This is a genomic window from Allomuricauda sp. R78024, assembly GCF_044596045.1.
Taxonomy (GTDB): Bacteria; Bacteroidota; Bacteroidia; order Flavobacteriales; family Flavobacteriaceae; genus Flagellimonas.
In genome coordinates this window covers 304,381-327,052 of the sequence record NZ_CP138995.1, presented here as the reverse complement: position 1 = coordinate 327,052, position 22,672 = coordinate 304,381, and the positions used below count along the sequence as shown (strand labels likewise).

The following is a 22,672-nucleotide window of genomic DNA, read 5'->3' as shown; positions in this document are numbered from 1 at the left end:
AATGAAAGACAAAAAAAGATACTGCTTGACCTTGGATTTAGTGGATGATGATAATCTTATCCATGAATATGAAGAACATCATAAAAAAGTCTGGCCGGAAATAATACAAAGTATCAAAGATTCTGGAATCCAAAACATGGAAATCTATAGAATAGCGAATAGACTGTTTATGATTATGGAGGTGGATTCTTCTTTTACTTTTGAGAGAAAACAACAAATGGATTCAAAAAATCCAAAAGTTAAAGAATGGGAAGATTTAATGTGGACCTATCAAAAAGCGTTACCAATGGCAAAGCCTAACGAAAAATGGGTGTTAATGAAGGAGGTTTTTCGATTAGAATCAGGTGCATAAGAAATAAAGTGATAAAGATTAATGAAATAACATTAACCGAATTAATTAAAACATGAAGCGAAGAAATTTTATGAACTTGATTGGTCCAGCATCGGCCGGGTCTTTTCTAATGCCGACGCTTTTATCATTTAAACCATCAATTAAAGAGAATAACAAACCACTTAGGTTTGGTATTGTGGCCGATGTACACAAAGATTTGATGCCGGATGCTGATGCACGCTTGCAGAAATTTATTTCCGAAGCTATTGATAGACAAGTCGATTTTATTATCCAAATGGGTGATTTTTGTATGGCGGATTCAAGAAACCAAGAATTTCTAAAAATATGGGAAACCTTTAAAGGGCCTAAATATCATGTTTTAGGCAATCATGATATGGATAGAAATTCCAAGCAGGAAATGTTAGATTTCTGGGGCATGCCTAAAACGTATTACTCTTTTGATTTTAATAATTACCACTTCATTGTTCTTGATGCGAATTTTTTATATCAAGATGGAAAATTTATTGATTATGAAAAATCGAATTTCTATGTAAACAGTGATTACAGAACCTACATTAACAATGAACAAATAGAATGGTTTAAGGCAGATCTTGAAGCTACCCAATTACCGACCATTGTATTTTCGCATCAAAGTTTGTGGCATTACCAGTGGGGTGTAAAAAACCGATTGACCCTTCAGAAAATAATGGAAGTCCATAAAGAAAAGATTATTTGCTGTATGAACGGCCATAATCACTTAGATTTCCATCATCATCAAAATGGAATTGATTATGTTGAAATCAACAGCATGTCATATCAATGGATGGAAGATAAATATAAGAATACTGAGCGCTATCCCAAAGAGATGTACGAGCAATACAAATGGCTGCCTAATATGGCCACTTACAAAGATCCATTATATGCCTTTGCTGATATGCAACCTGAGGGAACATTGGCCATTGAAGGTGTCAAAAGTGAATGGACTGCACCATCTCCTTATGATGATGGATTACCTAAGGGTGTGTATGGAAATGAGTATTCAGCAAAAATTTCAGACTATAAACTGCGGTTTTAGCATTTAAAGTATAGATCGAGTTATTGGAATCAAAAAAATAAGGATTTGGAATACAATACTAAATATCCTACCATTGACGACTTAAGGAATAGGGCTAAAAAACGAATTCCTAGGTTTGCTTTTGAGTATTTGGATGGTGGATGTAATGAAGAGATAAACTTAAAAAAAAACACAACTGAAATTAGAAAGGTTGAATTACTACCGCGTTATTTAGAAAAATTTAATGGCACCAGTTTAACCACTCAACTCTTTGGAAAGAATTACAATGCTCCTTTTGGGGTTGCTCCTGTAGGACTTCAAGGACTAATGTGGCCCAATTCATCCGAAATATTGGCCAAAGCAGCATTTGAAAACAATATTCCCTTTATTCTTAGTACGGTTACTACATCAAGCATTGAACGAATCTCCGAAGTAACAGAGGGTAACGCTTGGTTCCAATTATACCACCCAACCGAAGAACGGGTACGTAACGACTTAATCAAACGGGCGGAGGCTGCAGGTTGTCCGGTTATGGTTTTGTTATGCGATACACCAACATTTGGGTTTCGTCCCAAGGAAATTAAAAATGGCCTTTCCATGCCACCCAAAATGTCAGTAGCCAATATTCTTCAAATATTGGGGAAACCACAATGGGCTTTTAATACGTTGCGTTATGGTCAGCCTAACTTTGAAGTTCTCAAACCCTATATGCCCAAAGACCTCAATCTGAAGCAGCTCGGTCAGTTTATGGACCGGACCTTCAGTAAACGTATGGATGTTGATAAAATAGCTGCAATCAGAGATCTTTGGAAAGGTAAATTGGTGCTTAAAGGAGTTGCCACGGAAGGTGATGCAGAAAAAGCGATTAAATTGGGGGTTGATGGCATTATTGTCTCAAACCATGGGGGTCGACAATTGGATGCAGGTGAATCATCCATTCGACCCTTGACAAGGATTGCAGAGAATTATGGTGATAAAATCACCGTGATGATGGACAGCGGTATCCGTTCAGGGCCTGATATCGCACGATGTATGGCCAGTGGGGCGGCATTTACCTTTATGGGTCGATCGTTTATGTATGGCGTGGCAGCTCTTGGCAAAAATGGTGGCAACCATACCATCTCCATTCTTAAAACACAGTTGCAACAGATAATGGAGCAGATTAGTTGTGAAAGTACATCAGATTTTCCAAAGTATTTAGCAGAAAAACAACAGTAACAGAACATTCCGCCCTTGGAGAGACTTGTCTCGAATGGTAATCCAAAACGGAGTCCAATCTTTATAAAAAGCTTCTATTGCTTCTAAATATTGTCCTGTCTTTTTCGATTTCAGCGGGCCTCAGCTATCGCTAGAAGACTTATTCTTTTTTGTACAACGGATTGTTACCGCGCGTCAACGATTATGGTAAATATTCATGGCCGTTCCGCACTTAGAACCTGTATCAATTTGGCCATTTGAGTAACTTGTTAAGTGTCGTCTTTTTTTTAATATAAGGATAAGCGAGTAGTCTCAAAACCGGCCGTTTAATGAATTCGGTTTAGAAAATCTATGGAGTCTTAAAAATTTTTGGTTTTGTAGGACTAATTATGAGTCCCAAAAGAGGATGTAATTTTACAGTGCTAAATACAATTGGTTTTAAAGAATTCGGAATTTAATTGAAAGTTCAAACTGATTTTCAGTAGTATTATGTAGAATACAACTACATTTTTTTAACATGTTAAATTGACGGGGGATCAAATGCACTTGTTTCGTCAATTAGAATTCTCCATTCAGTATCGAAGGTGTTGAAGTAAAGTTTCAAAACTATCGGTTTTCATATAATATCAAAGTTTTCTTTCGTTGGATGCATCTATGGCCGCACTTCAGGGCAGTTCTTTTCAATTTCACGATACGGGAATTATTTGACGAATTAAATCTCTAGCTAGATCAAAGGTCACAACAAGTAAATGTCCATTTCATACTTTAAAAGATACTTTAAACGATAAGTTCTGCAAGAGCTTGGAATTTATATACTATTCTGTGGGTCTCTTGCAGCGCCTCTTTATAAACATATCATTTATAATCTAATTTTGTATCCAAAATTTTGGTTTTGAAAATTTTGCGACGGCAGAGTGAATTTATTATCGTGCAAATCTAGGAACTGTAAATTTTTCAATCCATTCAATTCTGTTGGTATTTCTCTGAATTTGTTGTCATTTAGGTACAAAGACTCTAAATGGCTAAGTCTATAAATGTCTTTGGGCAATGATTTTAGGCCATCATTTTCAATATGGAGCGATTTTAAATTTGGCATTGTGCTTAGGACGGGGATGTTCTTTTTAAACTTAAAGTACTTTTCATCATTTAAAAATAACTCCTGTAACTTGATCAAGTTACTGAAAGTTGAGGGTAAAACTTTAAAATCATTTCCACTCAAATCAAGCACTTTTAGATTTTGTAAATAACCGATACCCTCCGGTATTTCTTTGAGGTGGTCGTTTTTCAAACTTAAATACTGGAGATTCGTGAATTTTGACCAAATACTGTCTGCGACTTGCAAATTTTGGTTGCTCAAGTCAATCCTATAGACATTCTCAGGATTTTTTAGAGCTTCGTCCAAACTAACATAATCCTTTTTTGATTGAATTGAATCTAAAGTTGATTGGGCTAATGCATTTTTAGCGAAAAAAACGAAAACCATTAAAAATAGGGTTGAATACTTTGTCATAAGTTATAATTTAAATAGTTAACATTAAGGTCGCCCGTATATAGGACCAGCAAATACTATAAGACTGTTGATAGGTATCTGAACAAGCTTATAACCCTTGATAAATTTCTTTTGGTATAGTTTTGGGGTTACAGAAAATTCACTACCCCAGTATCCATATCATATACAGCTCCTTTTATGCCAATCTCACCGTTTTCCAACATTGTCCTTAACAAATCACTTTCCTTTACTATCATTTCTATGGCATGGCGAACATTGTTCTCGCTAACCTCGTGAACGAACAATCTATTTTTGGATGATTTTTGTCCTTTGGAATTAGTAGATATTGAAATTGCCGGTTGGATGTTTTTGAGCATTTTGGTTATATGTCCCAGTTCAGCGCCATCAATGGCAGCATGTATGGCCCCGCAATTTTCATGTCCCATAACCAGAATAAGTTTTGCCCCTGCAACCTTAGTGGCAAATTCCATACTTCCAAGAATATCATCATTGATGAAATTACCTGCGACACGTGCTACGAAAATATCACCTATTCCTTTATCGAATACATCCTCTACCGGGATTCGACTATCAACACATGAAAGTACGATAGCTTTGGGGTATTGGGCAGCTGCACTTTCCCGTATCTGTATGGAATGGTCCCTAGCCGTTAGGTCGCTCCGTACAAACCTTTCGTTACCAGCGGCCAAACTATTGTAGACATCTTGAGGTGTAAGTGCAGCTTGCTCTTCTTTACTCAATACACTTTCCACTAAAATACGGCTCCTATCGATTTCTATGGTTTCACTGGAAGTTTCGAAACTATCGTTTACCTGGGCAAAACCCAATGTAGCAAATGCTAAAAAAATACTTGTGGCACTCCAAATTGTTTTCATAACCATGTTGTTTAAATTGTATATGGCGAAATTATATCATCTAATTCAATTTAATACTATTACTATTCATAATTAATAGTTAAACTATTATAATATAATAGTAATACTTTTAAATATGTTTTTTTGAAACAAATGTTGGATTAAAAAAATGAACAGTCAAGAAGAGAAAAGGGAAAGCCGTCGCAAAAACAGCCTACTTGGGTCGATCTCTTGTACGTAGACCACTTCTGCAACGGCCACGAACGTTTCATAGGACTGTTCGAAAATTAATATTTGAACTCAGCAATCATGGATCATCTTCCTAAGTTGGTGGTAAATTGACCTGTGTAGACTTCAATTGATTTACTAACAATTCAAGATCACGTTGAAAATTTTATAAAAAGTGTAACCATTTTAAAAATTCTTTGTCCTTATTAAAGGAAATTTAATAAAGTCAAAATGAAGCCCTATGAAAACTTTAAATATTATCACTAATCAAGAAAGTCGAATGATGAAGATTTTCTGTTCATTATTTCTTATTGTATTCTTTTCACTAAACACCTATGCGACTTGGTCTATAATAGCCGTTGACCGTAAAACTGGAGAAATAGGTATAGTTGGCGCCTCTTGTACATTTGATGTTTCTGGTATTGCATCAATAGTGCCAGGTAAAGGAGCTATTGTTGTGCAAGCGGCCAGTAGTTACTTTGCTCGAATGAAAGGAGTAAGTTTAATGGAGAAGAACATGACCCCTGAACAAATCCTTACCGCAATGAGAAGTGATGAGTTTGACCCCGAAAACCAACAATACGGTTTGGTGGTTTTAGAGGAGAATACAGTTCCCTTAGTATATTCAGGGAACATTATCGCCGATTGGAATGGAGAAAAAATCGGAGATGATTTTGCTGTATTGGGTAATATACTGGTAGGGGAAAAAGTAGTTGCTAAAGCATACGAGGCTTTCAATAGTAATAGAGACAAATCGTTAGCAGAACGTCTAATGTTAGCCTTAAAGGCCGGAGAGGAAGTAGGTGGGGATAAGAGATGTGGCACTCAGTTTGCCAGATCCGCTTTTATTTCAATTTATAAACCAGAAAAAGGCGCTATTCTAAAACTTGCCATTCAAGGTATTGAAGATGGTGGAAATCCAGCAGTTACCTTATTAAATCAACAATTTGAATATTGGAGGCAAAAAGAAGAAAATTGATATCCCATAAAAGGGCCATTTGAAAGAACCAATGGTGAAAATTGGCAGAGTACTTTAAATCGTTCATTTTACGAGATTTTATAAGCCAATCATTATTACCTTTTTGTTAACTTTGTGATAGTGAGCAAACTATTTTCTATATCGCTATCTTTTATAATCCTGTTACAGAGTTTTGGGCTGCACTTTGATGATTTGGTGCAAATTGATGAGTTCATAGAACATGCACAATTTCACAACAAACAATATGGAGATAATGTTTTAATCTTTATTTCCAAGCATTACGGAGAGTTAAAAGCTGACCATAATGAAGAACATCAAGAAGAAAAGGAGGACCATGAACAGCTCCCTTTTCAACATCAATCGCATGCCACCTCCCTCACGGATTTTACTTTGAACGCATATATTACGGAGTTTAAAACACCTGAATTTTCAGAATTTAGCACCGCTAATTTTTATTATCAAATACTTTCGTCCACTCTTCACACCGAAGGCCTCTTTCAGCCGCCGCGACTTTCATAATGTAATCAGAAGTATTCATTTTAGCACCTGGTCAAATTATTGACCTAGCGCTTTTCACATTGATTAGATTATGAAAAAATGCTATCATACATTATTAATTTCAGTATAAAGAACAAGTTTATTGTTCTCTTATTCACAACCTTTATTATTGGATTCGGATTATATTCCTTATCTCAGATCCCCATTGGTGCCGTCCCAGATGTAACCAACAATCAGGTTCAGGTTATCACAACGTCTAGAAACCTCTCCACACAGGACATGGAGCAGTTTATCACCTATCCCGTAGAATTAGAAATGGCCAATTTACCTGGTGTACAGGAGATTCGTTCCATTTCTAAATTCGGGATATCAGTTGTTACTATTGTCTTTGAAGATGAGATGGGAACCTTTCTGCCAAGGCAGCTTATTGCCGAAAAAATAAAATCTGCGTCAGAGAAAATCCCTGAGGGCTTTGGTACACCAGAAATGGGCCCCATTACCACAGGACTTGGAGAAATCTATCAATATATCCTTGATGTAAAACCAGAGTTTAAAGACCATTACAATGCGGAAGATTTAAGAACTATACAAGACTGGATTGTAAAACGGCAACTTTCAGGTATTCCTGGAGTTGTTGAAGTAAATACTTGGGGTGGTTTCTTAAAACAATATGAAGTCGCTATTAATACCGAAAAGCTAAATGCGATGAATATCACAGCGCACGATGTTTTTACGGCCTTAGAAATGAACAATAGCGTTTCTGGCGGTGGTTATATTGAAAAGGTGAACCAAGCATTTTTTATTCGTGGCGAAGGCCTTGTTTCATCCCTGGACGACATTAGTAACATCGTTGTTAAAAACGAAGATGGTATCCCTATTTACATAAGAGATGTTGCAAAAGTAGGTTTTGGAAGTGCCACTCGTTTTGGAGCGATTACAGGTAATGGAGAAGGAGAGAAGGTTTTAGGGCAAGTAATGATGCTCAAAGATGCAAATTCCAAGAAAGTTATTGAAGCTGTAAAAGAACGGGTTAAAGAAATCTCAAGATCATTACCAGAAGGCGTTTATATCAATGCTTTTCTTGACCGTAGTGAGCTGATTGCCAAAACAACCTTTACAGTGACCGAAAACCTAATTCTAGGGTGTTTGATCGTTATTTTTGTCGTGGTATTGCTCTTAGGTAATTTCCGTTCTGGACTGGTAGTAGCATCGGTTATTCCATTATGCTTGCTTTTTGCATTGTCCTTAATGTACATCTTTGGAGTGGATGCTAACTTGATGAGTTTAGGTGCTATTGATTTTGGAATCATAATTGATGGCGCAGTAATCATTGTAGAATTCATTGCTTTTCAAATCACGCAGAAAAAAGATGAGATCAACGCTGTTTCGAAAAAGGAGAGACAACAGTTAAAAGATAAGATCACATTTTCCGGAGCTTCAAAAATGATGAACTCGGCTATTTTTGGACAGCTCATTATTTTAATCGTTTTCATCCCAATTTTATCATTGAGCGGTGTTGAAGGAAAGATGTTCAAGCCTATGGCATTGACTTTTAGTTTTGCGCTTATTGGGGCAATGCTTCTTTGTTTTACGTATGTCCCAGTTGTGGCATCAATATTTATAAAACCATCAAAAGCCACTGATAAAAACATCTCAATTCGATTAATGAAATGGTTCAATAGAGTATATGAACCTGTTATTCATTGGGCACTTAAAAGTAAGAAGTTGGTATTCGGTATTGCAGTAGCACTTTTGGTTGGTTCTCTCTATTTATATAGTACAATGGGGGCAGAATTTGTTCCAACTTTAGATGAAGGCGATTTTGTTATTCAACCTGTTTTAAAAACAGGAACATCCTTAAGTAACACCATAGAAATCACTACCGAAATTGAGAAGATACTTTTAAAAGGGTTTCCAGAAGTCAAACAAGTGGTCACACGTATTGGTGCTGCCGAGGTACCTACTGACCCAATGTCTATGGAAGAGAGTGATGTGATCATTATTCTTAAACCTAAAGGTGAATGGACGTCTGCTTCATCTAAAGATGAATTGGCGGATAAGTTTAAAGAAGCATTAGCTATTATTCCGGGAATGGAAGTAGAATTTACGCAGCCTATCGAGATGCGATTCAATGAACTAATTACTGGAGTACGAGCTGATATCGCTATCAAGATTTTTGGAGATGATTTGGAAGTCTTGGCCAAAAAAGGAAGTGAGATCAGTGCTTTAATTAAAAACGTGGAGGGTGCGGCGGACATTTCCGTTGAAAAGATAGCAGGATTGCCTGAAATGAGTGTAAAATATAATCGTGCTAAGATTGCCAGGTATGGACTTAACATTCAAGAGTTGAATGATATGATATTAATGGGATTTGCAGGAAAATCTGCTGGTGTCGTTTTTGAAGGCGAAAAGAGATTTGATTTAGTGGTCCGATTGGATAAACAGAAACGTAAGGACATTGATAACCTTAAAAATCTGTATGTCGATTTACCTAGTGGTGGAAAGATTCCATTGAGTGAATTGGCGGATATCAGTTATAAAAAAGGAGCTGCAAAAATTTCCCGTGATGATACCAGGCGGAGGATTGTGGTGGGCATCAATGTACGTAACCGTGACCTACAATCCGTGGTCGACGACGTACAAGGTTTAATAAATACCAACATAGAATTACCTGTGGGCTATACAATTACCTATGGTGGCCAGTTTGAAAATCTACAAAGTGCAAAGTCTCGTCTGATGGTAGCTGTACCCATTGCGCTAATCTTAATATTCGTCCTGCTATATTTTGCATTTAAATCTGTAAAGGAAGCATTAATGATTTATTCAGCGATTCCTCTCGCAGCAGTTGGTGGTGTTTTGTTGTTATGGATTCGCGATTTACCATTTAGTATATCGGCAGGAGTTGGTTTCATTGCGCTATTTGGTATTGCGGTACTTAACGGTATTGTTCTTATCGAGCACTTTAAAGAATTACAAAAAGAAGGATTTGAAAGTATGGAGGCATTAATAAAACAAGGAACAAAAGATAGGTTGAGAGCGGTATTATTAACCGCGTCTGCAGCAGCATTAGGGTTCTTGCCCATGGCAATTTCAACCAATGCAGGAGCTGAAGTGCAACGACCGTTGGCTACAGTTGTTATAGGAGGTTTAATTACTGCTACACTTTTAACATTAGTGGTGTTACCAGTACTTTATTCGTATCTGAATGCACCTAATAAAAAGAAAAAAACCTCTAACAAGGCTACGATAGCAGGTTTGAGTGTCGTTGCATTGTTGTTTTCCATGAATGCAAAAGCGCAGCAAGAACCTGAGACACTACAAAAATTAATTTCTCTAGCTATCGAAAATAATGCAGGATTAAAAGCAAGTGAATTACAAGTAGAACAATCTGATGCTTTAATAAATAGTGCATTTAGTTTTGATAAAACGCAGTTTTATTATGGATTTGATGAGAATAATTTGGCTTTAAACAATGAACCTTTACGGGTATTCGGAATTCAGCAAGACTTCAGGTTTCCAACCGTTTATTTCTCTGAAAAGAAAGTGAATCAGGCACGTTATGGAGTTACTTCGAGTTCATATCACATTCAGAAAAAAGGAATAGCTCGTAAAGTGACAGCGGCTTATTATGAATATCAAATCGCTAGAGAAAAGGAAGAAGTTTATAAAAGATTGGACAGTCTGTATACTAACTTTTCCAAAGTAGCGACAAGACGTTTTGAATTGGGCGAAACCAATTATCTGGAGAAAATCACAGCAGCATCCAAGCAAAAACAAATCAATCTTAAATATACGCAAGCACAAAAAGAAGTCATACTTGCTTACGGTGTTTTATTAAAGGTAATTCAGGTAGATGAAGCTATTATTATCGCCAATGAACCCTCACTTAAAGTAACAATGAATACTATAGATATCAATAAAAGTGCAGAAATAGCATATTACCAAAATAGTATCTCATTACTACAAGCAGAACATCGTTTTGAAAAGCAAAAATTACTGCCAGATATAAGCCTTAACTATTTTCAAGGCACAAATTCAGAATTAAATGAAAGTCTTTATGGATATCAATTGGGCTTGAAAATACCACTACTTTTTGGAGGAGAATCGTCTCGAATTAAAGCTGCTAGAATTGCAGAAGGTATTGCGGTAGCTGAATCTAGTGAATATGAAATTCTGTTAAATGCAAAATTTAATGAGCTGAAGATAGAGTTGACTCAGTTTCAAGAAGCATTGGATTACTATGAAAATGAAGGTGAAATACTTTCCGGAGAAATTTTAAAAACAGCTAATAGCAGCTTCAGAAATGGAGAGATTGATTTTTATCAATACATCCAAAGTTTAGAAAGCGCTTATGAGATAAAGTTGAGTTATCTCGACAAACTCAATGAGTACAATCAAACCATTATTGCCATTAATTACCTAACCCTATAAACACAACGTTATGAAACGTAACCTATATAAAACAGTAACGCTATGTCTTGTTTTTGCCCTATTTAGTTGTGGTGAAAAAAATAGGCGATCAGCAGAGGTTGAAACTGAAAGCAAAAAGGCAATGGATGGCCGCATCCAAGTAACCCAGGCGCAATTTGAACAAAGTAAAATGGCTCTAGGAAATCTTGAAGAAAAGGCATTTCCCAGTGTTGTCTCTGTAAACGGAATGATTGATGTCCCGCCAGAAAACAGGGCTGTTGTAAATGCTACAATGGGCGGATACATCAAAACCACACCATTACTCATAGGCGATAAGGTTCATAAAGGTCAAGTGCTGGTAACGATTGAAAATCCAGAGTTCGTGACCATGCAGCAACAGTATATGGAAGTCAACGGGCAACTCACCTATTTAAAGGCTGAATATGAAAGACAGCTAACAATGAAAGCCGAAAATATCACTTCACAAAAAAGTTATTTAAAAGCAGAAAGTGAATATAAAACAGCAGTTGCAAGACATATTGGTTTAGACAAGCAACTACGGATGCTCAAAATTTTACCTTCGAGGGTTCAAGCAGGAAAAATTAGTTCAGTTGTGAGTATATACGCACCTATTTCTGGAAGTATTACAAAAGTAAATGTAACAAAAGGCTCTTATGTTTCACCTGCCACTTCGATTATGGAAATCATTAATAATGACCATGTACATTTAGAGCTTTCAGTTTTTGAGAAGGACATTATGAAGATTAAAAAAAGTCAAAAAATCCATTTTAAAATCCCAGAAGTATCCACAGAAATTTTTAAAGCAGAGGTGCATCTTGTGGGCACTTCTATTGAATCTAATAGAACGATTAAAGTACACGGACATTTGGAAGATGAGTCAAGTAATAATTTTTTGACGGGAATGTTTGTAGAGGCAAGTATTATCACAGATTTTGATATCGAGAAAGCATTGCCAGATGAAGCTGTAATTGTAGTAGATGAAACCCCATATGTATTGGTTTTGGATAAAAAGATAGGGGGAATATATTATTTCAACCCGCAAGAAGTAATAGTAAAGAGAACTTCAAAAGGTTATACAATTATTCAAAGTAAAGATTCCTTTAATTCCGACGCACAATATTTAACTAAGGGAGCTTTTAATCTATTGGGGTATTAATTGATTAACACTTTTTTTTAAAAAAAGCAGGTTGCCCTAAAAGATAGATGGTTAATAGAATTGAGTTAAGGAAAAGGATAAGTCTCAAAAAACGTTCCTTTTACGGGAACAATTTTGCTTTTTGAAGTATGTTCATTTTATAATCTTTCTTGGTTTCAATAATGATTTGCTCTTGACAAGAGCGACAAATACCCAAAATCCAATAGCAAGGAGGACATAATAAATAAAAAGAGAGACCCCCACTTGAGAAATATTGAAGATGAAAAATGTGAATGCTGTGAGTGTTGCATGCACAATTATGGGTGGAATTAAACTGAGTGACCTATCATAAAGCCAAACTATAAGTATCCGTGCAGGTATTAAACCTGCGTAGTGAAAAAATAAACCAGGTAAAAACTTTGGTAGGACCAAGTTACCTGAACTATCACCGGATCCCCAAAAAACAGGAAGGAAATGCCATGCCCCCCAGAATACGCCAATAATCAAACCGGTCTTTAATACGCCATATTTTTCCCTTAGTTTAGGAGTTGCATATCCAGACCATCCCAACTCCTCTAAAAGACCACCACCTATTATTCCATAAATCAATCCACTTAGAATTAAGGTTGTTTTATCATTTGTTGTAACAATGTCCGGAATGTATACTTCTGAAAATTGATATAAAATAAAAAGAGAAATAAATGAAAGGACAGGTATGATAAATATAGCTATTAGATAGATTGAGCTTCCTAAGCGCCACTTTAAAAGCTTTTTAAATAGTCCGCTAAATCCCTTTTTGCCTTTAGTTAGACCGATCATAATGAAACCTGCAATACTAGGGCCCAGCAAATATGGAATCATTGCAATTGGAAGTAATTTATCAAACTGTTTTGTTGTGGCAGGAATTCCAGTTTGGTATGCAACAATCAAAATTCCACTCCATGAAATTATAAATGTCAGAATGAAGAAGAGTGTAACTGGACTATTTTTTATGTATTCTCTCATAAATTATCGACGATATAGAAAAAATGATCAACGACCATATATATCAGAACAATCCCGACTTAACATCCTTTGCTCAATGCTCAGTGTACTTGGTAATTTGGTAAAGGGCATCGACAGTCTCTTTGTAATGTAGCAATCGCGATAAAATATATCTATGATAATAATCAGTCCTGTAAAATGGCCAATTCATGAGAGAGATTATGGAAGAGAGGTTGATTCCTGAAAAACCTTCGTTTTGTGAGTCTAACAGTTGGTTTAATAGTAAGTAAGGCAAAGTAGAAGCTGTGGATTTTCGAGTTTGCACTAATTCAAAGAAGTGTTTTTCCTCTATCCAATTTGCTACATAATGCGCTGTTATTGTTCTCCAATATGTTTTTTATAAAATTTCCAAATCTCCTTAGCGACATTCCTTCCTAACTCCAATCCAGCTACATTATCCGCTTGAATGTGATAACCTCCTAAAACCCTCGAAATCCCAGCCATTTCAGCAGTTTCTGTAAATGTCGGAAATCTTAAAGTAATGGTCTCCCCTAAATTATCAGGTTCTGTCATTGCACCTGCAATTAATTCCGCTTCTGAGCCAAATAAGTCACTCTCCGTCCACATTTTTAATGCCTCTCCACATGCTCCGCTAATGGTACTATGTCCTGAAACATAACTTGGAAATGGCGGACATAAAAAAGTTTCAGGAGAATAGGGTCTCCATTGTTTTCCGTCTATTTCAATGACTCCTTTTCCTTCTCCTCCCCAAGCTTTAATTTTTTGTTCATCGTAATATTGATGTACCAATGCATACGGCCTGGCATAATCATAATACATTTTTGAATCCCATGAAGCAATAAAAGCATCCATTGCAACTACCTGATTGTAGAAGTACATTTTCACATCTTGGTCAAGTGTGTGATTGTCTCTTCGGGAAACGTCTTGTGCAAATTTTAGCCAATGCCCTGCTTGTTGCACCGATTGTGGACCGTCTCGCATAAACTCCACCAATGCTTTTTGATAGTCTGTTAAATTGGCTTGCATTTCAATAACTTCTCGAACTTCTTTTTCCAATTGCTCTGAACCAATCATTGGAGGAGGGCCTGGACGAAATTGGTCACCTGATTTTAATGCAATTGGTTTGACTTTATCCCAAAATGGAGTTAAGCACCCCGGAGCGAATTTTCCGCCTTTTCCATCTGAAAAATATTTAGGTTGCCAACGATTAGGGTCAACATTCTTATCAACTGAATTAATAGGTTCGTAACCCACATAATTAAAATAGGGTTCACCGTTTGAGCCCCTTTCTTGACCGTATTGGTTAGAGCCGTCTCCTTTTCGAGCTTCAATTACCGCTTTTGCCGCTAAATTTCCAATACCTTCGGGAGTACTTGCATCCAATGATTCATTTTCTGGGTCTAAACCCAGTTCCTTCATGAAATTTATGAACAACTCTTTATCTGAATAATAGTATTCGCTCATTGCTCTAAAAGCGGCGTAGCTGATAGCTATTTCTTTGTTCTCCAGGGTACGTTCATTAATCGGTCTTCTTACAGTTTCATTAAGATAAACAGGTATTGCTTTGTTGTCATATCTTGACCAGGCATCAAAAATTGAAACGAATATCGAACGCATGTTTGGGGAAATTGGTGACTTACAAAAGTTTTTTTTGGAGTTATTTTAAGCACAATGAATATCCTAACGTTGAAAACAAGCGAGATAAGAGAGTTTTCCAATATGATAAGAACAAAGGCTTGATTTCCATTTATGACTCAGTTTCTTATGCGGCAAAGGCTACAGGATTAAGTAAGACCTCAATATCCAGAGTATGCAGAGATGAACGAAAACAGGCAGGGGGATTTATTTGGAAATATTGTTGGCTGTAAAAGAATATTAAATCAAGAACAATCTTTTAATTTAATTGATAATTTTATTTAATGAAAATTAAGAGAGAAATGTTAATACTTGGTCTGATAGTTATTTTGATAGGTTCATATATCGTACATATGAGTAATCGTGATGCTTCAAAAACAAGTATCAATGAAGATGGAACTAAGACAAGACAAGAAATTGATATACTTAAGAATACCTTAGAAGAGAGACTGGATAGAATTTCTAACAAAATTGACTACCCAAAGGAACAAACCGAAAGCCTTTTGGAAAGCCTTTTGGGGTCAGATTATCTTAAAATACTTCAAAACAAAAGGACATTCAATTATCTTATTAAAAAACTGGATTCCAGAACCCTAGAGGAAATTATTGCGGAAAATGAATTTTTAAGGAAGACGGTTAATTCTTCCTTTTTTAACAATCCAAACCTCAGAGCTAAAATCATCGGATTATTTTTTGAATCAAAATACCAAGAAATTATTGATTTGTTGGATCAATACTTAGAAGAGAACCCAAAACTGTATCAAAGTGAACTTAGTAAAATTTATCACCTCAAGGCTTTTTCGTATAATTTGAATGCAAACTATTCTCGTGCTGAGGAAAACTTTGAATTAGCTTCTGCGATAAAAAATGAAGACCCAAGAATTCATTCTAGCTATTCTAATCTGTTGTTCTTTTTAGGAAAAATTGACAAAGCACTAAATCAGATTAATATGGCAATGGCAAAGTATGATATGGCTGACATTGACAATAAATCTGTGCTTTGTGAGATTTATTTGAACTATGGTGATATTTACCATGCGAAAAGCGATTTTGAGAAATCTAAGGGCTATTATTTGAATGCCTTGTCAATAAATAAAGAAATACATTTTCATAAGCATGGTTTTCGAAGAGCTTATCTTGGGTTGGCAATTTTATATAGGGACAAAAAGGATTTTAAAAACTCAATGATGTATTTTCAAAAATGCCTTGATGTTACGTCTTCTTTTTATCAGAATTCACCTGACTTATTTGGCATGCTCTATACCGAAATGGGAGTTTTATTTAGAGTTTTTGGGAAGAATAGTAAAGCGCTTGAATACTTCAATAAAGCTTTGAACATGATCTCATCTCATGAAGAAGAAAATAAGGTGCTATTAGCTGATATATATTTGGGTAAGGGTAATACACACAATAGAATGGGACAATATAATGATGCAATAGGTTTTTTTAGGAAATCCAATGAAATAATAATAAAGAAACTGGGACCAAAAAGTTCCAGATTAGCATTGTCATATTCAGGATTGGGTTATAGTCATTTTAAGAATGGTAATTATGAAAATGCAATTGAATTTGGTTTGAAGTCTGTTGAAATTGACAAGTTGTATTATGGAAACAAACACTATGAGATATCAAATACTTTGAGAAATATTGCTATAGCCATGTTGAATTTAAAGGACTATGTTTCAGCTGAAAAGTACTTATATGATGGGTTGGCAATTGTTCAATTAAAATATCCAGATGACAATCACCCAGATATTGCTTATTATTATGGAATACTTGGAAACTTGTATCACGAAACACGCAAATATGAGAAGTCTTTGAAGTTTTATAAAAAGGCGTACTCTATTTTTGAAAAGCACCTCAGCAGTAATGACCCACAAATGTTAGTAATAAAAAAAGAGATAGCAGTTATCAAAAAAATGATGAATAATTAAAGACTAATATTAGAAAACCTTTCATAAGAGGCATACAATTCGATTAACAGAAAAGTTGACAACCTGTCAAAATATTGATGTTTAGGCACATAGCCTCCTTGGTTCGAGCCCAAGAGGGGGAGCACTTACAAAAAGGCTTCAGAGAGTTTTAAACTCCTGAAGCTTTTTTTTACCCATAAAATATAACACTTCAAGAGGTTTGAAGAGGTTTTTTATTTGCGTTTAAAATCCGTTTTGGATGAAGTCTGATGGTTTTAAAGATTTCCTTTAGATGTAATTGTAAAACATTAAAGAATAAATTTCTTTCTCTTAAGAGTTCATATCTTCCGAACTTTTTGCCAACTCAACATAGGTAGAGGGCGTCATGCCCGTTTCATTCTTAAATACTCTATTAAACGTTGCTTTGGAATTAAACCCCGACTCTAAACCAATTGAAACAATCGAATAAGAATTGTAGGTGGTATCATTCAATAAATTTTTAGCTTCTTCTACCCTATATTTATTGATAAAAGCATAAAAACTTTGGTTGGTTTTTGTTTTGATAGTTTCAGAAACTTTCTGTGGTGTTTCTTCCAATAAAACCGAGAGCTTCGAAATTGTCAAATTCGGATTCAAGTAAGGCTTGTCATCTATCATAAGATCTACCACCTTTTGAAACACGTTATCAATTATCTTGTTGGTTTGCATGAACGGCCTCGATTTTTTAAACAGACTCTTTTGTCTGATCAGAAAGAAACCCAGGGCCACCAATAGCCCAACAACTAAGACCAAAAACAAAGCTACCCAAATCAAGCGAAGGGTTTTGTTGTCCAATACTCTGGATAAACCATATTCCCAGCTGGCTACAATAAAATAAATTGATGCCAGAATCACTAAAACTCTTGTTAAATTATCAGTTTGTTTTAAAAGCACATTATTATCTGGAAGTTTCCCCATTTCTTGTAGTTTGGACCAACTCCAAAAACTAATAAAAATCGCTCCTAATGCAACAGGAGCTTCCAACCATTCGGAAAATTTTTCATGTTCCAATACAAGTGAATTATACCTATAGTCATTCTTTAAAAAAAACCATTGGGATGACCAGTTGGCAATGCAGGCTGAACCCCAAACTAATGAAGGCAAAAGCGTCCATGTTAGCTTGCTGCTCCATTTGAATTCATTTTGTATCAAACTTCTGAAATACCAATAGAAAAAAAAGAGATTGGATAATAAAAAGGTCCTGTTTAAATCGAGTAAAAAAGCTATTGAACTTGGAGTTTCGGTAATTTTTATGAACTCGATAAATGAGTTTGCCACAGATACAACTAACCAGGCTACTAGAATTTTATCATGAAATTCTTTGTTTTTTTTGAAAAGTAGAATGGCCAAAAACAAAAAAGGAGCAAAAACAACAAGCATGTAAAGTGCTAGTACCATAAGTCCCAATAACTGGTTTTCTTCCATAGTGAGATGGTCTTTGAATCCTAAAAGGCCATCAAAGTTATAAACAACCTTTAGCTATCAAAATAAAATTGAAAGAAGTATAACGGTTTAACGTTTCAAATTTTACTTTCTCTAATAGGAAAATTTGTAGGCCCTTGAAATTCTTTATGAATCAGATGCCCAAGGAACACAAAAAATGTATTTGGGAGTATTATTTTTTTGTTAAATGATGTCCCAGTTTTTCAATACTGGGACGTTAAACGGACTTGACCAATGCATCTTTGAACCCTAAAACAAAAGCTACTAACCATAGAACGATTATGATAATGGTTCAAAATATATAGGTATGGAGTCTTATCTTTTTAAAGCTATTATACTTTCATTTTATCTATACAGTTCCTTAATAAGTGCTCAAAATGGCAAAATTTTGGAAAAGCAAAGTATGCTTTTGAGCGATTCGACTATTTCTATACTTCAAAAAGCCGATCCTGAATTGGCAAAGGCTATAAATCATGTCGAATTCTATGAAATAACCTATTTATCAGATTCTTTAAAAGTTAAAGGGTTTTTTGTAAAACCAAGTGAAAAGGGTGATTTTCCTTGTATCATATCCAATAGCGAGGGAATAGGTGATTTTAGCAAATGGAATGAAGTTGGGATAGACTTTTTTTTAGGAAAGTTAGCTAGCTGGGGTTATGTGGTTGTCGCAAGTCAATACCGGGGCACTGAGGGAGGTGAAGGACTTGATGAAAATGCTTCATATAAACACGAGATATGATATCTAGATATACGGACAATTATTACGACCATTTTTCAAAATACAGCAGTAAAAAACCACCAATTTTTGAAAAGGATCGAAGTTATTTGATGCGGTTTTGTACACAACTGACCAATTATCGTTTTGATAACAGCAATCTTACTATCGTATATTTTAAAGAGGGATGCGGAGAGTTTTTGATTGACAATAAGGGTTTAAAAATAGATGCCGATAAGTTTATGGTCGTTAACCCTGGACAAAGTTGGGAGTATGTTAACCCTAAATGTGAGTGTATAGATGTCTTAAGTCTAGTGGTCACGAATAGTTTTATAGAGCAGTTTGATTTTTTTACTAGCGCTTCGCCTCAAGATATGCTTGATAATCCTTACCGCCATCTGACAGGGAATATGGATTTTATTGAACAGGCTTTAGTGGCTGATAATTATAGGTCAGGAAGGCAATTGAAGAACATCCACAAACTTAGCAATAGTTCGGAATACCTCAATACATGTCCAGATGAGCTTTGCATTGAGGTATTACAGGCCATTTTTAAAGACCAGCGAAAAGGATACGAGTTGGCTACCCAAATTGAGGCAAAGAAACCTTCCACAAAAGTAGAAACCTTAAGGAGATTGCTTATAGCAAATGATTATATAAATGACAATTTAAAGCATGCCATATCATTGGATGAACTTAGTCGTGTTTCGGCTCTTTCAAGATTTCATATCTACTCCTCTTTCAAAATTGTATATGGCCAAACACCCCATCAATATATTAATAACTTGAAAATGGCCAAAGCGGAAAGATATGTCAGGGAAGGGCAATTTTCAATAAGTGAGATAGCCGATCTTTTTGGTTATAATGATGCCTCTGTATTTGGAAAAGTCTTTAAAAAAGTGTTCGGTCAAACCCCTTCTGATTATCGTATTAATACTTAATTAATTTTGGAATTCCCATACTAAACACCAAAAAAGTATTCATTTTTTGACGAAAGTCTGTTACAACCACTTTCTACTTTTGATGTCAATATTTAATAATAAAAATTGATATATGAAAAAGAGTACCCTACTTATGCTTCTAAGTGCTTTATGTCTTACAATGGCCTCATGTTCAAAAGATAAGGATGATGAATTTGAGGATAATATCAAGGTGATTACTTCTTTTGTCTTTTTGGCTACGGACAACGATGCTTTGTCTGAAGACGTAAAGGCGGATGTAGACCGCTCGGAGCAGACCATTACGGCAGAGGTCCCCTCTGGTACGAATATTACATCCTTGAGGCCCACCATTGGGTTTTCGGAAGACGCAGAAGTAAGTCCCAAACAAAAGGTGGCCAAGGACTTCAGTGAACCAATTGAGTATAAGATAACTGCACAGGACGGTACAGAACGAATTTATGACGTTACCGTTACCGTGGGCAAATCGGATGCCAAAACCATCACTTCGTTTCAGTTTTTGACAAAGGACAACGAAACCCTTTCAGAAGACGTAAAGGCAGAAATCGATGAAGAGGCCAAAACCATTACGGCAGAAATGCCCTTTGGTACAGATGTGACTGCACTAAAACCTGTTATTGAGATTTCGGAAAAGGCGGGCGCAGCTCCGGGCATAAAGGAGACTGTTGATTTTAGCGAAGCCGTAACTTACAAGATCATGGCCGAGGATGGTAGTGAGGTTGAGTATGTTGTAAGTATCCTTTTGACTGAGCCCACAGACCGACAAGTCTTGATTGAATTTTTCAATGCCAACCCTGATAATGTACTTTCTTGGGACCTAGAAGATGAGGACATCTCCAATTGGGAAAATGTTATCGTTGAGAACGGTAGAGTGGTCAAGTTACGTTTAGATGCATTTGGAATAGATAGTTTGCCCGCTTCCATAGGCTATTTATCTAATCTTAGAGAATTAAACTTTGATAAGAACAATATAACATCTATTCCGCCTTCAATAGGTAACCTTACAAAACTGATAGATTTGTTTTTGTCCAATAATGCCCTTAGTTCTATTCCTGATGAAATTGGGACCCTTGCTAATCTTAATGTTTTGCATTTGAACAACAATGCATTGACAAACATTCCTGCATCCATTGGTAATCTAACCAATCTGGAATATTTATGGATTCAAGCTAACCAAATAACAACTATTCCCAAGGAAATCTGCAATCTGATAGAGGATTTTAGAAAAGACGAAACCGCTACTTGCGAAGAATAATCAAAAAACAAATCAATAAAATTTTGACCATGAAAAAGATAAAAATTCTATTTTTAAGCCTATTTGTGCTCGCTGCGTGCAGCAAAGATGATGATGACAACGGTACTGCAAAGAGCAGTGCAAAGGCCATTACCACCTTTGTGTTTACCGCTGCTGAAAATGATGCGCTTTCCGCTGATGTGAAAGCAGCCATAGACGAAGACAAAAAAACGATTTCCGCAGAGTTTCCGGCCGGCACAGCAGTTACTTCCTTAAAACCGAGTATCACTATATCCGAGGATGCCAAAGTAACCCCAGGTGACAAGGAAGCCAAGGACTTTAGCGAGGCAGTTGCCTATACGGTCACCGCAGAGGACGGTACGGAAGTAAAGTACACCGTGACCGTCACCATTGGAAAGTCCAATGCCAAGGAGATCATCTCCTTTGTGTTCACGGCAGCTGATAACGAAACCCTTTCAGAAGACGTAAAGGCAGAAATCGATGAAGAGGCCAAAACCATTACGGCAGAAATGCCCTTTGGTACAGATGTGACTGCACTAAAACCTGTTATTGAGATTTCGGAAAAGGCGGGCGCAGCTCCGGGCATAAAGGAGACTGTTGATTTTAGCGAAGCCGTAACTTACAAGATCATGGCCGAGGATGGTAGTGAGGTTGAGTATGTTGTAAGTATCCTTTTGACTGAGCCCACAGACCGACAAGTCTTGATTGAATTTTTCAATGCCAACCCTGATAATGAATTTGGCTGGGACCTTGAAGAAACGGATATCGCTACATGGAGCGGAGTAACACTTGACGATAACGGTAAGCTGATGAAACTTAATCTGGCATTAGACAGCTTGCCCACTGCAATAGGACACCTGAAAAATCTTAGAGAATTGGATTTGTCTTCTAGTTCCCTTGCGTCGCTCCCTCCCGAAATCGGTAATCTGACGAACCTTGGAAAATTGTTTTTGGTCATCGGTTCACTTACGTCGCTCCCTCCCGAAATCGGCAATCTGACAAATCTTGAAGAATTGGTTTTGGACCAAAATTCCTTAACGTCGCTTCCTTCAGAAATCGGCAATCTGATAAACCTTAAAAAGTTGACTTTATCCGAAAATTCGCTGACATCGGTACCTCCCGAAATCGGCAATCTGACTAACCTTGAAGACTTACATTTGTGGGGTAATTCTTTGACATCAGTACCCCCCGAGATTGGCAACCTCACGAATCTTGAAGAATTGCGTTTGGACTTTAATTCCCTAACATCGTTGCCCTCCGATATCGGCAAGCTTGCGAATCTTGAAAATTTGCATTTGAACAGTAATTCCCTGACATCGTTGCCCTCCGATATCGGCAAGCTCACAAAACTTAATCTATTATGGATTGAGAGCAATAAGATTACCAGCATCCCCAAAGAAATCTGCGATTTGTTCATACGGAATTTTTCAAAAGACGCTACCGCCGAGTGCGAACAATAATACCATTTGAAAACAAAATCAATATCCCTAC

18 protein-coding genes are annotated in these 22,672 nt (G+C 36.3%); 13 read left to right on the top strand and 5 right to left on the bottom strand.

Annotated elements, in window-relative coordinates; all coding sequences use genetic code 11:
* The first annotated feature begins 1 nt into the window (after position 1).
* Genes SJY44_RS01395 through SJY44_RS01385 form a run of 3 tightly spaced genes read left to right on the top strand, consistent with a single transcriptional unit; the run spans position 2 to position 2,603 of the window.
* On the top strand, positions 2-352 hold the full coding sequence (locus SJY44_RS01395; RefSeq protein ID WP_396590968.1) for an L-rhamnose mutarotase: 351 nt from the start codon (positions 2-4) through the stop codon (positions 350-352).
* 52 nt (positions 353-404) lie between these two features.
* Positions 405-1,406: a metallophosphoesterase family protein gene (locus SJY44_RS01390; RefSeq protein ID WP_396590967.1), complete on the top strand. Its 1,002-nt coding sequence runs from the start codon at positions 405-407 to the stop codon at positions 1,404-1,406.
* Between the two features lie 45 nt (positions 1,407-1,451).
* Entirely contained in the window at positions 1,452-2,603 is a 1,152-nt protein-coding gene (locus SJY44_RS01385; RefSeq protein ID WP_396590966.1) for an alpha-hydroxy-acid oxidizing protein, read from the top strand.
* Positions 2,604-3,441: 838 nt separating this feature from the next.
* Here the strand turns inward: SJY44_RS01385 and SJY44_RS01380 are convergent.
* On the bottom strand, positions 3,442-4,092 hold the full coding sequence (locus SJY44_RS01380) for a leucine-rich repeat domain-containing protein (RefSeq protein WP_396590965.1): 651 nt from the start codon (positions 4,090-4,092) through the stop codon (positions 3,442-3,444).
* A gap of 128 nt (positions 4,093-4,220) precedes the next feature.
* A complete protein-coding gene (locus SJY44_RS01375) occupies positions 4,221-4,967 on the bottom strand; it encodes a carbonic anhydrase family protein (protein WP_396590964.1) in 747 nt (248 codons plus the stop codon).
* A 448-nt stretch (positions 4,968-5,415) separates the two neighbouring features.
* Here SJY44_RS01375 and SJY44_RS01370 point away from each other — a divergent pair, with 448 nt between their 5' ends.
* From SJY44_RS01370 to SJY44_RS01355, 4 genes are all read left to right on the top strand, one after another.
* On the top strand, positions 5,416-6,153 hold the full coding sequence (locus SJY44_RS01370; protein ID WP_396590963.1) for a DUF1028 domain-containing protein: 738 nt from the start codon (positions 5,416-5,418) through the stop codon (positions 6,151-6,153).
* Positions 6,154-6,273: 120 nt separating this feature from the next.
* Positions 6,274-6,672: a hypothetical protein gene (locus tag SJY44_RS01365; protein WP_396590962.1), complete on the top strand. Its 399-nt coding sequence runs from the start codon at positions 6,274-6,276 to the stop codon at positions 6,670-6,672.
* 78 nt (positions 6,673-6,750) lie between these two features.
* Positions 6,751-11,082 carry a CusA/CzcA family heavy metal efflux RND transporter gene (locus tag SJY44_RS01360; RefSeq protein ID WP_396590961.1) on the top strand — a complete coding sequence of 1,444 codons (4,332 nt, stop codon included), beginning with the start codon at positions 6,751-6,753 and terminating at the stop codon, positions 11,080-11,082.
* A gap of 10 nt (positions 11,083-11,092) precedes the next feature.
* Complete coding sequence (locus SJY44_RS01355) at positions 11,093-12,238, top strand: efflux RND transporter periplasmic adaptor subunit (protein ID WP_396590960.1); 1,146 nt, start codon at positions 11,093-11,095, stop codon at positions 12,236-12,238.
* 132 nt (positions 12,239-12,370) lie between these two features.
* Here the strand turns inward: SJY44_RS01355 and SJY44_RS01350 are convergent, their stop codons facing one another.
* Positions 12,371-13,222 carry a type II CAAX prenyl endopeptidase Rce1 family protein gene (locus SJY44_RS01350; RefSeq protein WP_396590959.1) on the bottom strand — a complete coding sequence of 284 codons (852 nt, stop codon included), beginning with the start codon at positions 13,220-13,222 and terminating at the stop codon, positions 12,371-12,373.
* 354 nt (positions 13,223-13,576) lie between these two features.
* Positions 13,577-14,839: a vanadium-dependent haloperoxidase gene (locus SJY44_RS01345; RefSeq protein WP_396590958.1), complete on the bottom strand. Its 1,263-nt coding sequence runs from the start codon at positions 14,837-14,839 to the stop codon at positions 13,577-13,579.
* Positions 14,840-14,853: 14 nt separating this feature from the next.
* Between SJY44_RS01345 and SJY44_RS01340 the strand changes: the two genes are divergently transcribed.
* Positions 14,854-15,090 carry an NUMOD1 domain-containing DNA-binding protein gene (locus tag SJY44_RS01340; protein WP_396592108.1) on the top strand — a complete coding sequence of 79 codons (237 nt, stop codon included), beginning with the start codon at positions 14,854-14,856 and terminating at the stop codon, positions 15,088-15,090.
* Positions 15,091-15,141: 51 nt separating this feature from the next.
* Entirely contained in the window at positions 15,142-16,791 is a 1,650-nt protein-coding gene (locus SJY44_RS01335) for a tetratricopeptide repeat protein (RefSeq protein ID WP_396590957.1), read from the top strand.
* A 309-nt stretch (positions 16,792-17,100) separates the two neighbouring features.
* Here SJY44_RS01335 and SJY44_RS01330 read toward each other — a convergent pair whose 3' ends face one another.
* Positions 17,101-18,234, bottom strand: coding sequence for a helix-turn-helix domain-containing protein (locus tag SJY44_RS01330; protein ID WP_396590956.1), 1,134 nt, complete (start codon positions 18,232-18,234; stop codon positions 17,101-17,103).
* A gap of 325 nt (positions 18,235-18,559) precedes the next feature.
* Here SJY44_RS01330 and SJY44_RS01325 point away from each other — a divergent pair, with 325 nt between their 5' ends.
* The 4 genes from SJY44_RS01325 to SJY44_RS01310 all read left to right on the top strand — a co-directional run bounded on the left by SJY44_RS01325 (position 18,560) and on the right by SJY44_RS01310 (position 22,641).
* Complete coding sequence (locus SJY44_RS01325) at positions 18,560-18,991, top strand: hypothetical protein (protein WP_396590955.1); 432 nt, start codon at positions 18,560-18,562, stop codon at positions 18,989-18,991.
* Positions 18,988-19,908 carry a helix-turn-helix domain-containing protein gene (locus SJY44_RS01320; protein WP_396590954.1) on the top strand — a complete coding sequence of 307 codons (921 nt, stop codon included), beginning with the start codon at positions 18,988-18,990 and terminating at the stop codon, positions 19,906-19,908. The genes SJY44_RS01325 and SJY44_RS01320 overlap by 4 nt, the downstream gene beginning before the upstream one ends.
* Before the next feature lie 112 nt (positions 19,909-20,020).
* Positions 20,021-21,181: a leucine-rich repeat domain-containing protein gene (locus SJY44_RS01315; protein WP_396590953.1), complete on the top strand. Its 1,161-nt coding sequence runs from the start codon at positions 20,021-20,023 to the stop codon at positions 21,179-21,181.
* Positions 21,169-22,641, top strand: coding sequence for a leucine-rich repeat domain-containing protein (locus SJY44_RS01310; protein WP_396590952.1), 1,473 nt, complete (start codon positions 21,169-21,171; stop codon positions 22,639-22,641). Before SJY44_RS01315 ends, SJY44_RS01310 begins: the two co-directional genes overlap by 13 nt.
* Positions 22,642-22,672: the final 31 nt, after the last annotated feature.

Excerpts from the sequence above, each read along its gene's own strand:
- SJY44_RS01395 (WP_396590968.1), top strand. The coding sequence starts at position 2 with ATGAAAGACAAAAAAAGATACTGCTTGACCTTGGATTTAGTGGATGAT.
- SJY44_RS01390 (WP_396590967.1), top strand. The coding sequence starts at position 405 with ATGAAGCGAAGAAATTTTATGAACTTGATTGGTCCAGCATCGGCCGGG.
- SJY44_RS01380 (WP_396590965.1), bottom strand. The coding sequence starts at position 4,092 with ATGACAAAGTATTCAACCCTATTTTTAATGGTTTTCGTTTTTTTCGCT.
- SJY44_RS01375 (WP_396590964.1), bottom strand. The coding sequence starts at position 4,967 with ATGAAAACAATTTGGAGTGCCACAAGTATTTTTTTAGCATTTGCTACA.
- SJY44_RS01370 (WP_396590963.1), top strand. The coding sequence starts at position 5,416 with ATGAAAACTTTAAATATTATCACTAATCAAGAAAGTCGAATGATGAAG.
- SJY44_RS01360 (WP_396590961.1), top strand. The coding sequence starts at position 6,751 with ATGCTATCATACATTATTAATTTCAGTATAAAGAACAAGTTTATTGTT.
- SJY44_RS01355 (WP_396590960.1), top strand. The coding sequence starts at position 11,093 with ATGAAACGTAACCTATATAAAACAGTAACGCTATGTCTTGTTTTTGCC.
- SJY44_RS01350 (WP_396590959.1), bottom strand. The coding sequence starts at position 13,222 with ATGAGAGAATACATAAAAAATAGTCCAGTTACACTCTTCTTCATTCTG.
- SJY44_RS01345 (WP_396590958.1), bottom strand. The coding sequence starts at position 14,839 with ATGCGTTCGATATTCGTTTCAATTTTTGATGCCTGGTCAAGATATGAC.
- SJY44_RS01335 (WP_396590957.1), top strand. The coding sequence starts at position 15,142 with ATGAAAATTAAGAGAGAAATGTTAATACTTGGTCTGATAGTTATTTTG.
- SJY44_RS01330 (WP_396590956.1), bottom strand. The coding sequence starts at position 18,234 with ATGGAAGAAAACCAGTTATTGGGACTTATGGTACTAGCACTTTACATG.
- SJY44_RS01325 (WP_396590955.1), top strand. The coding sequence starts at position 18,560 with ATGGAGTCTTATCTTTTTAAAGCTATTATACTTTCATTTTATCTATAC.
- SJY44_RS01320 (WP_396590954.1), top strand. The coding sequence starts at position 18,988 with ATGATATCTAGATATACGGACAATTATTACGACCATTTTTCAAAATAC.
- SJY44_RS01315 (WP_396590953.1), top strand. The coding sequence starts at position 20,021 with ATGAAAAAGAGTACCCTACTTATGCTTCTAAGTGCTTTATGTCTTACA.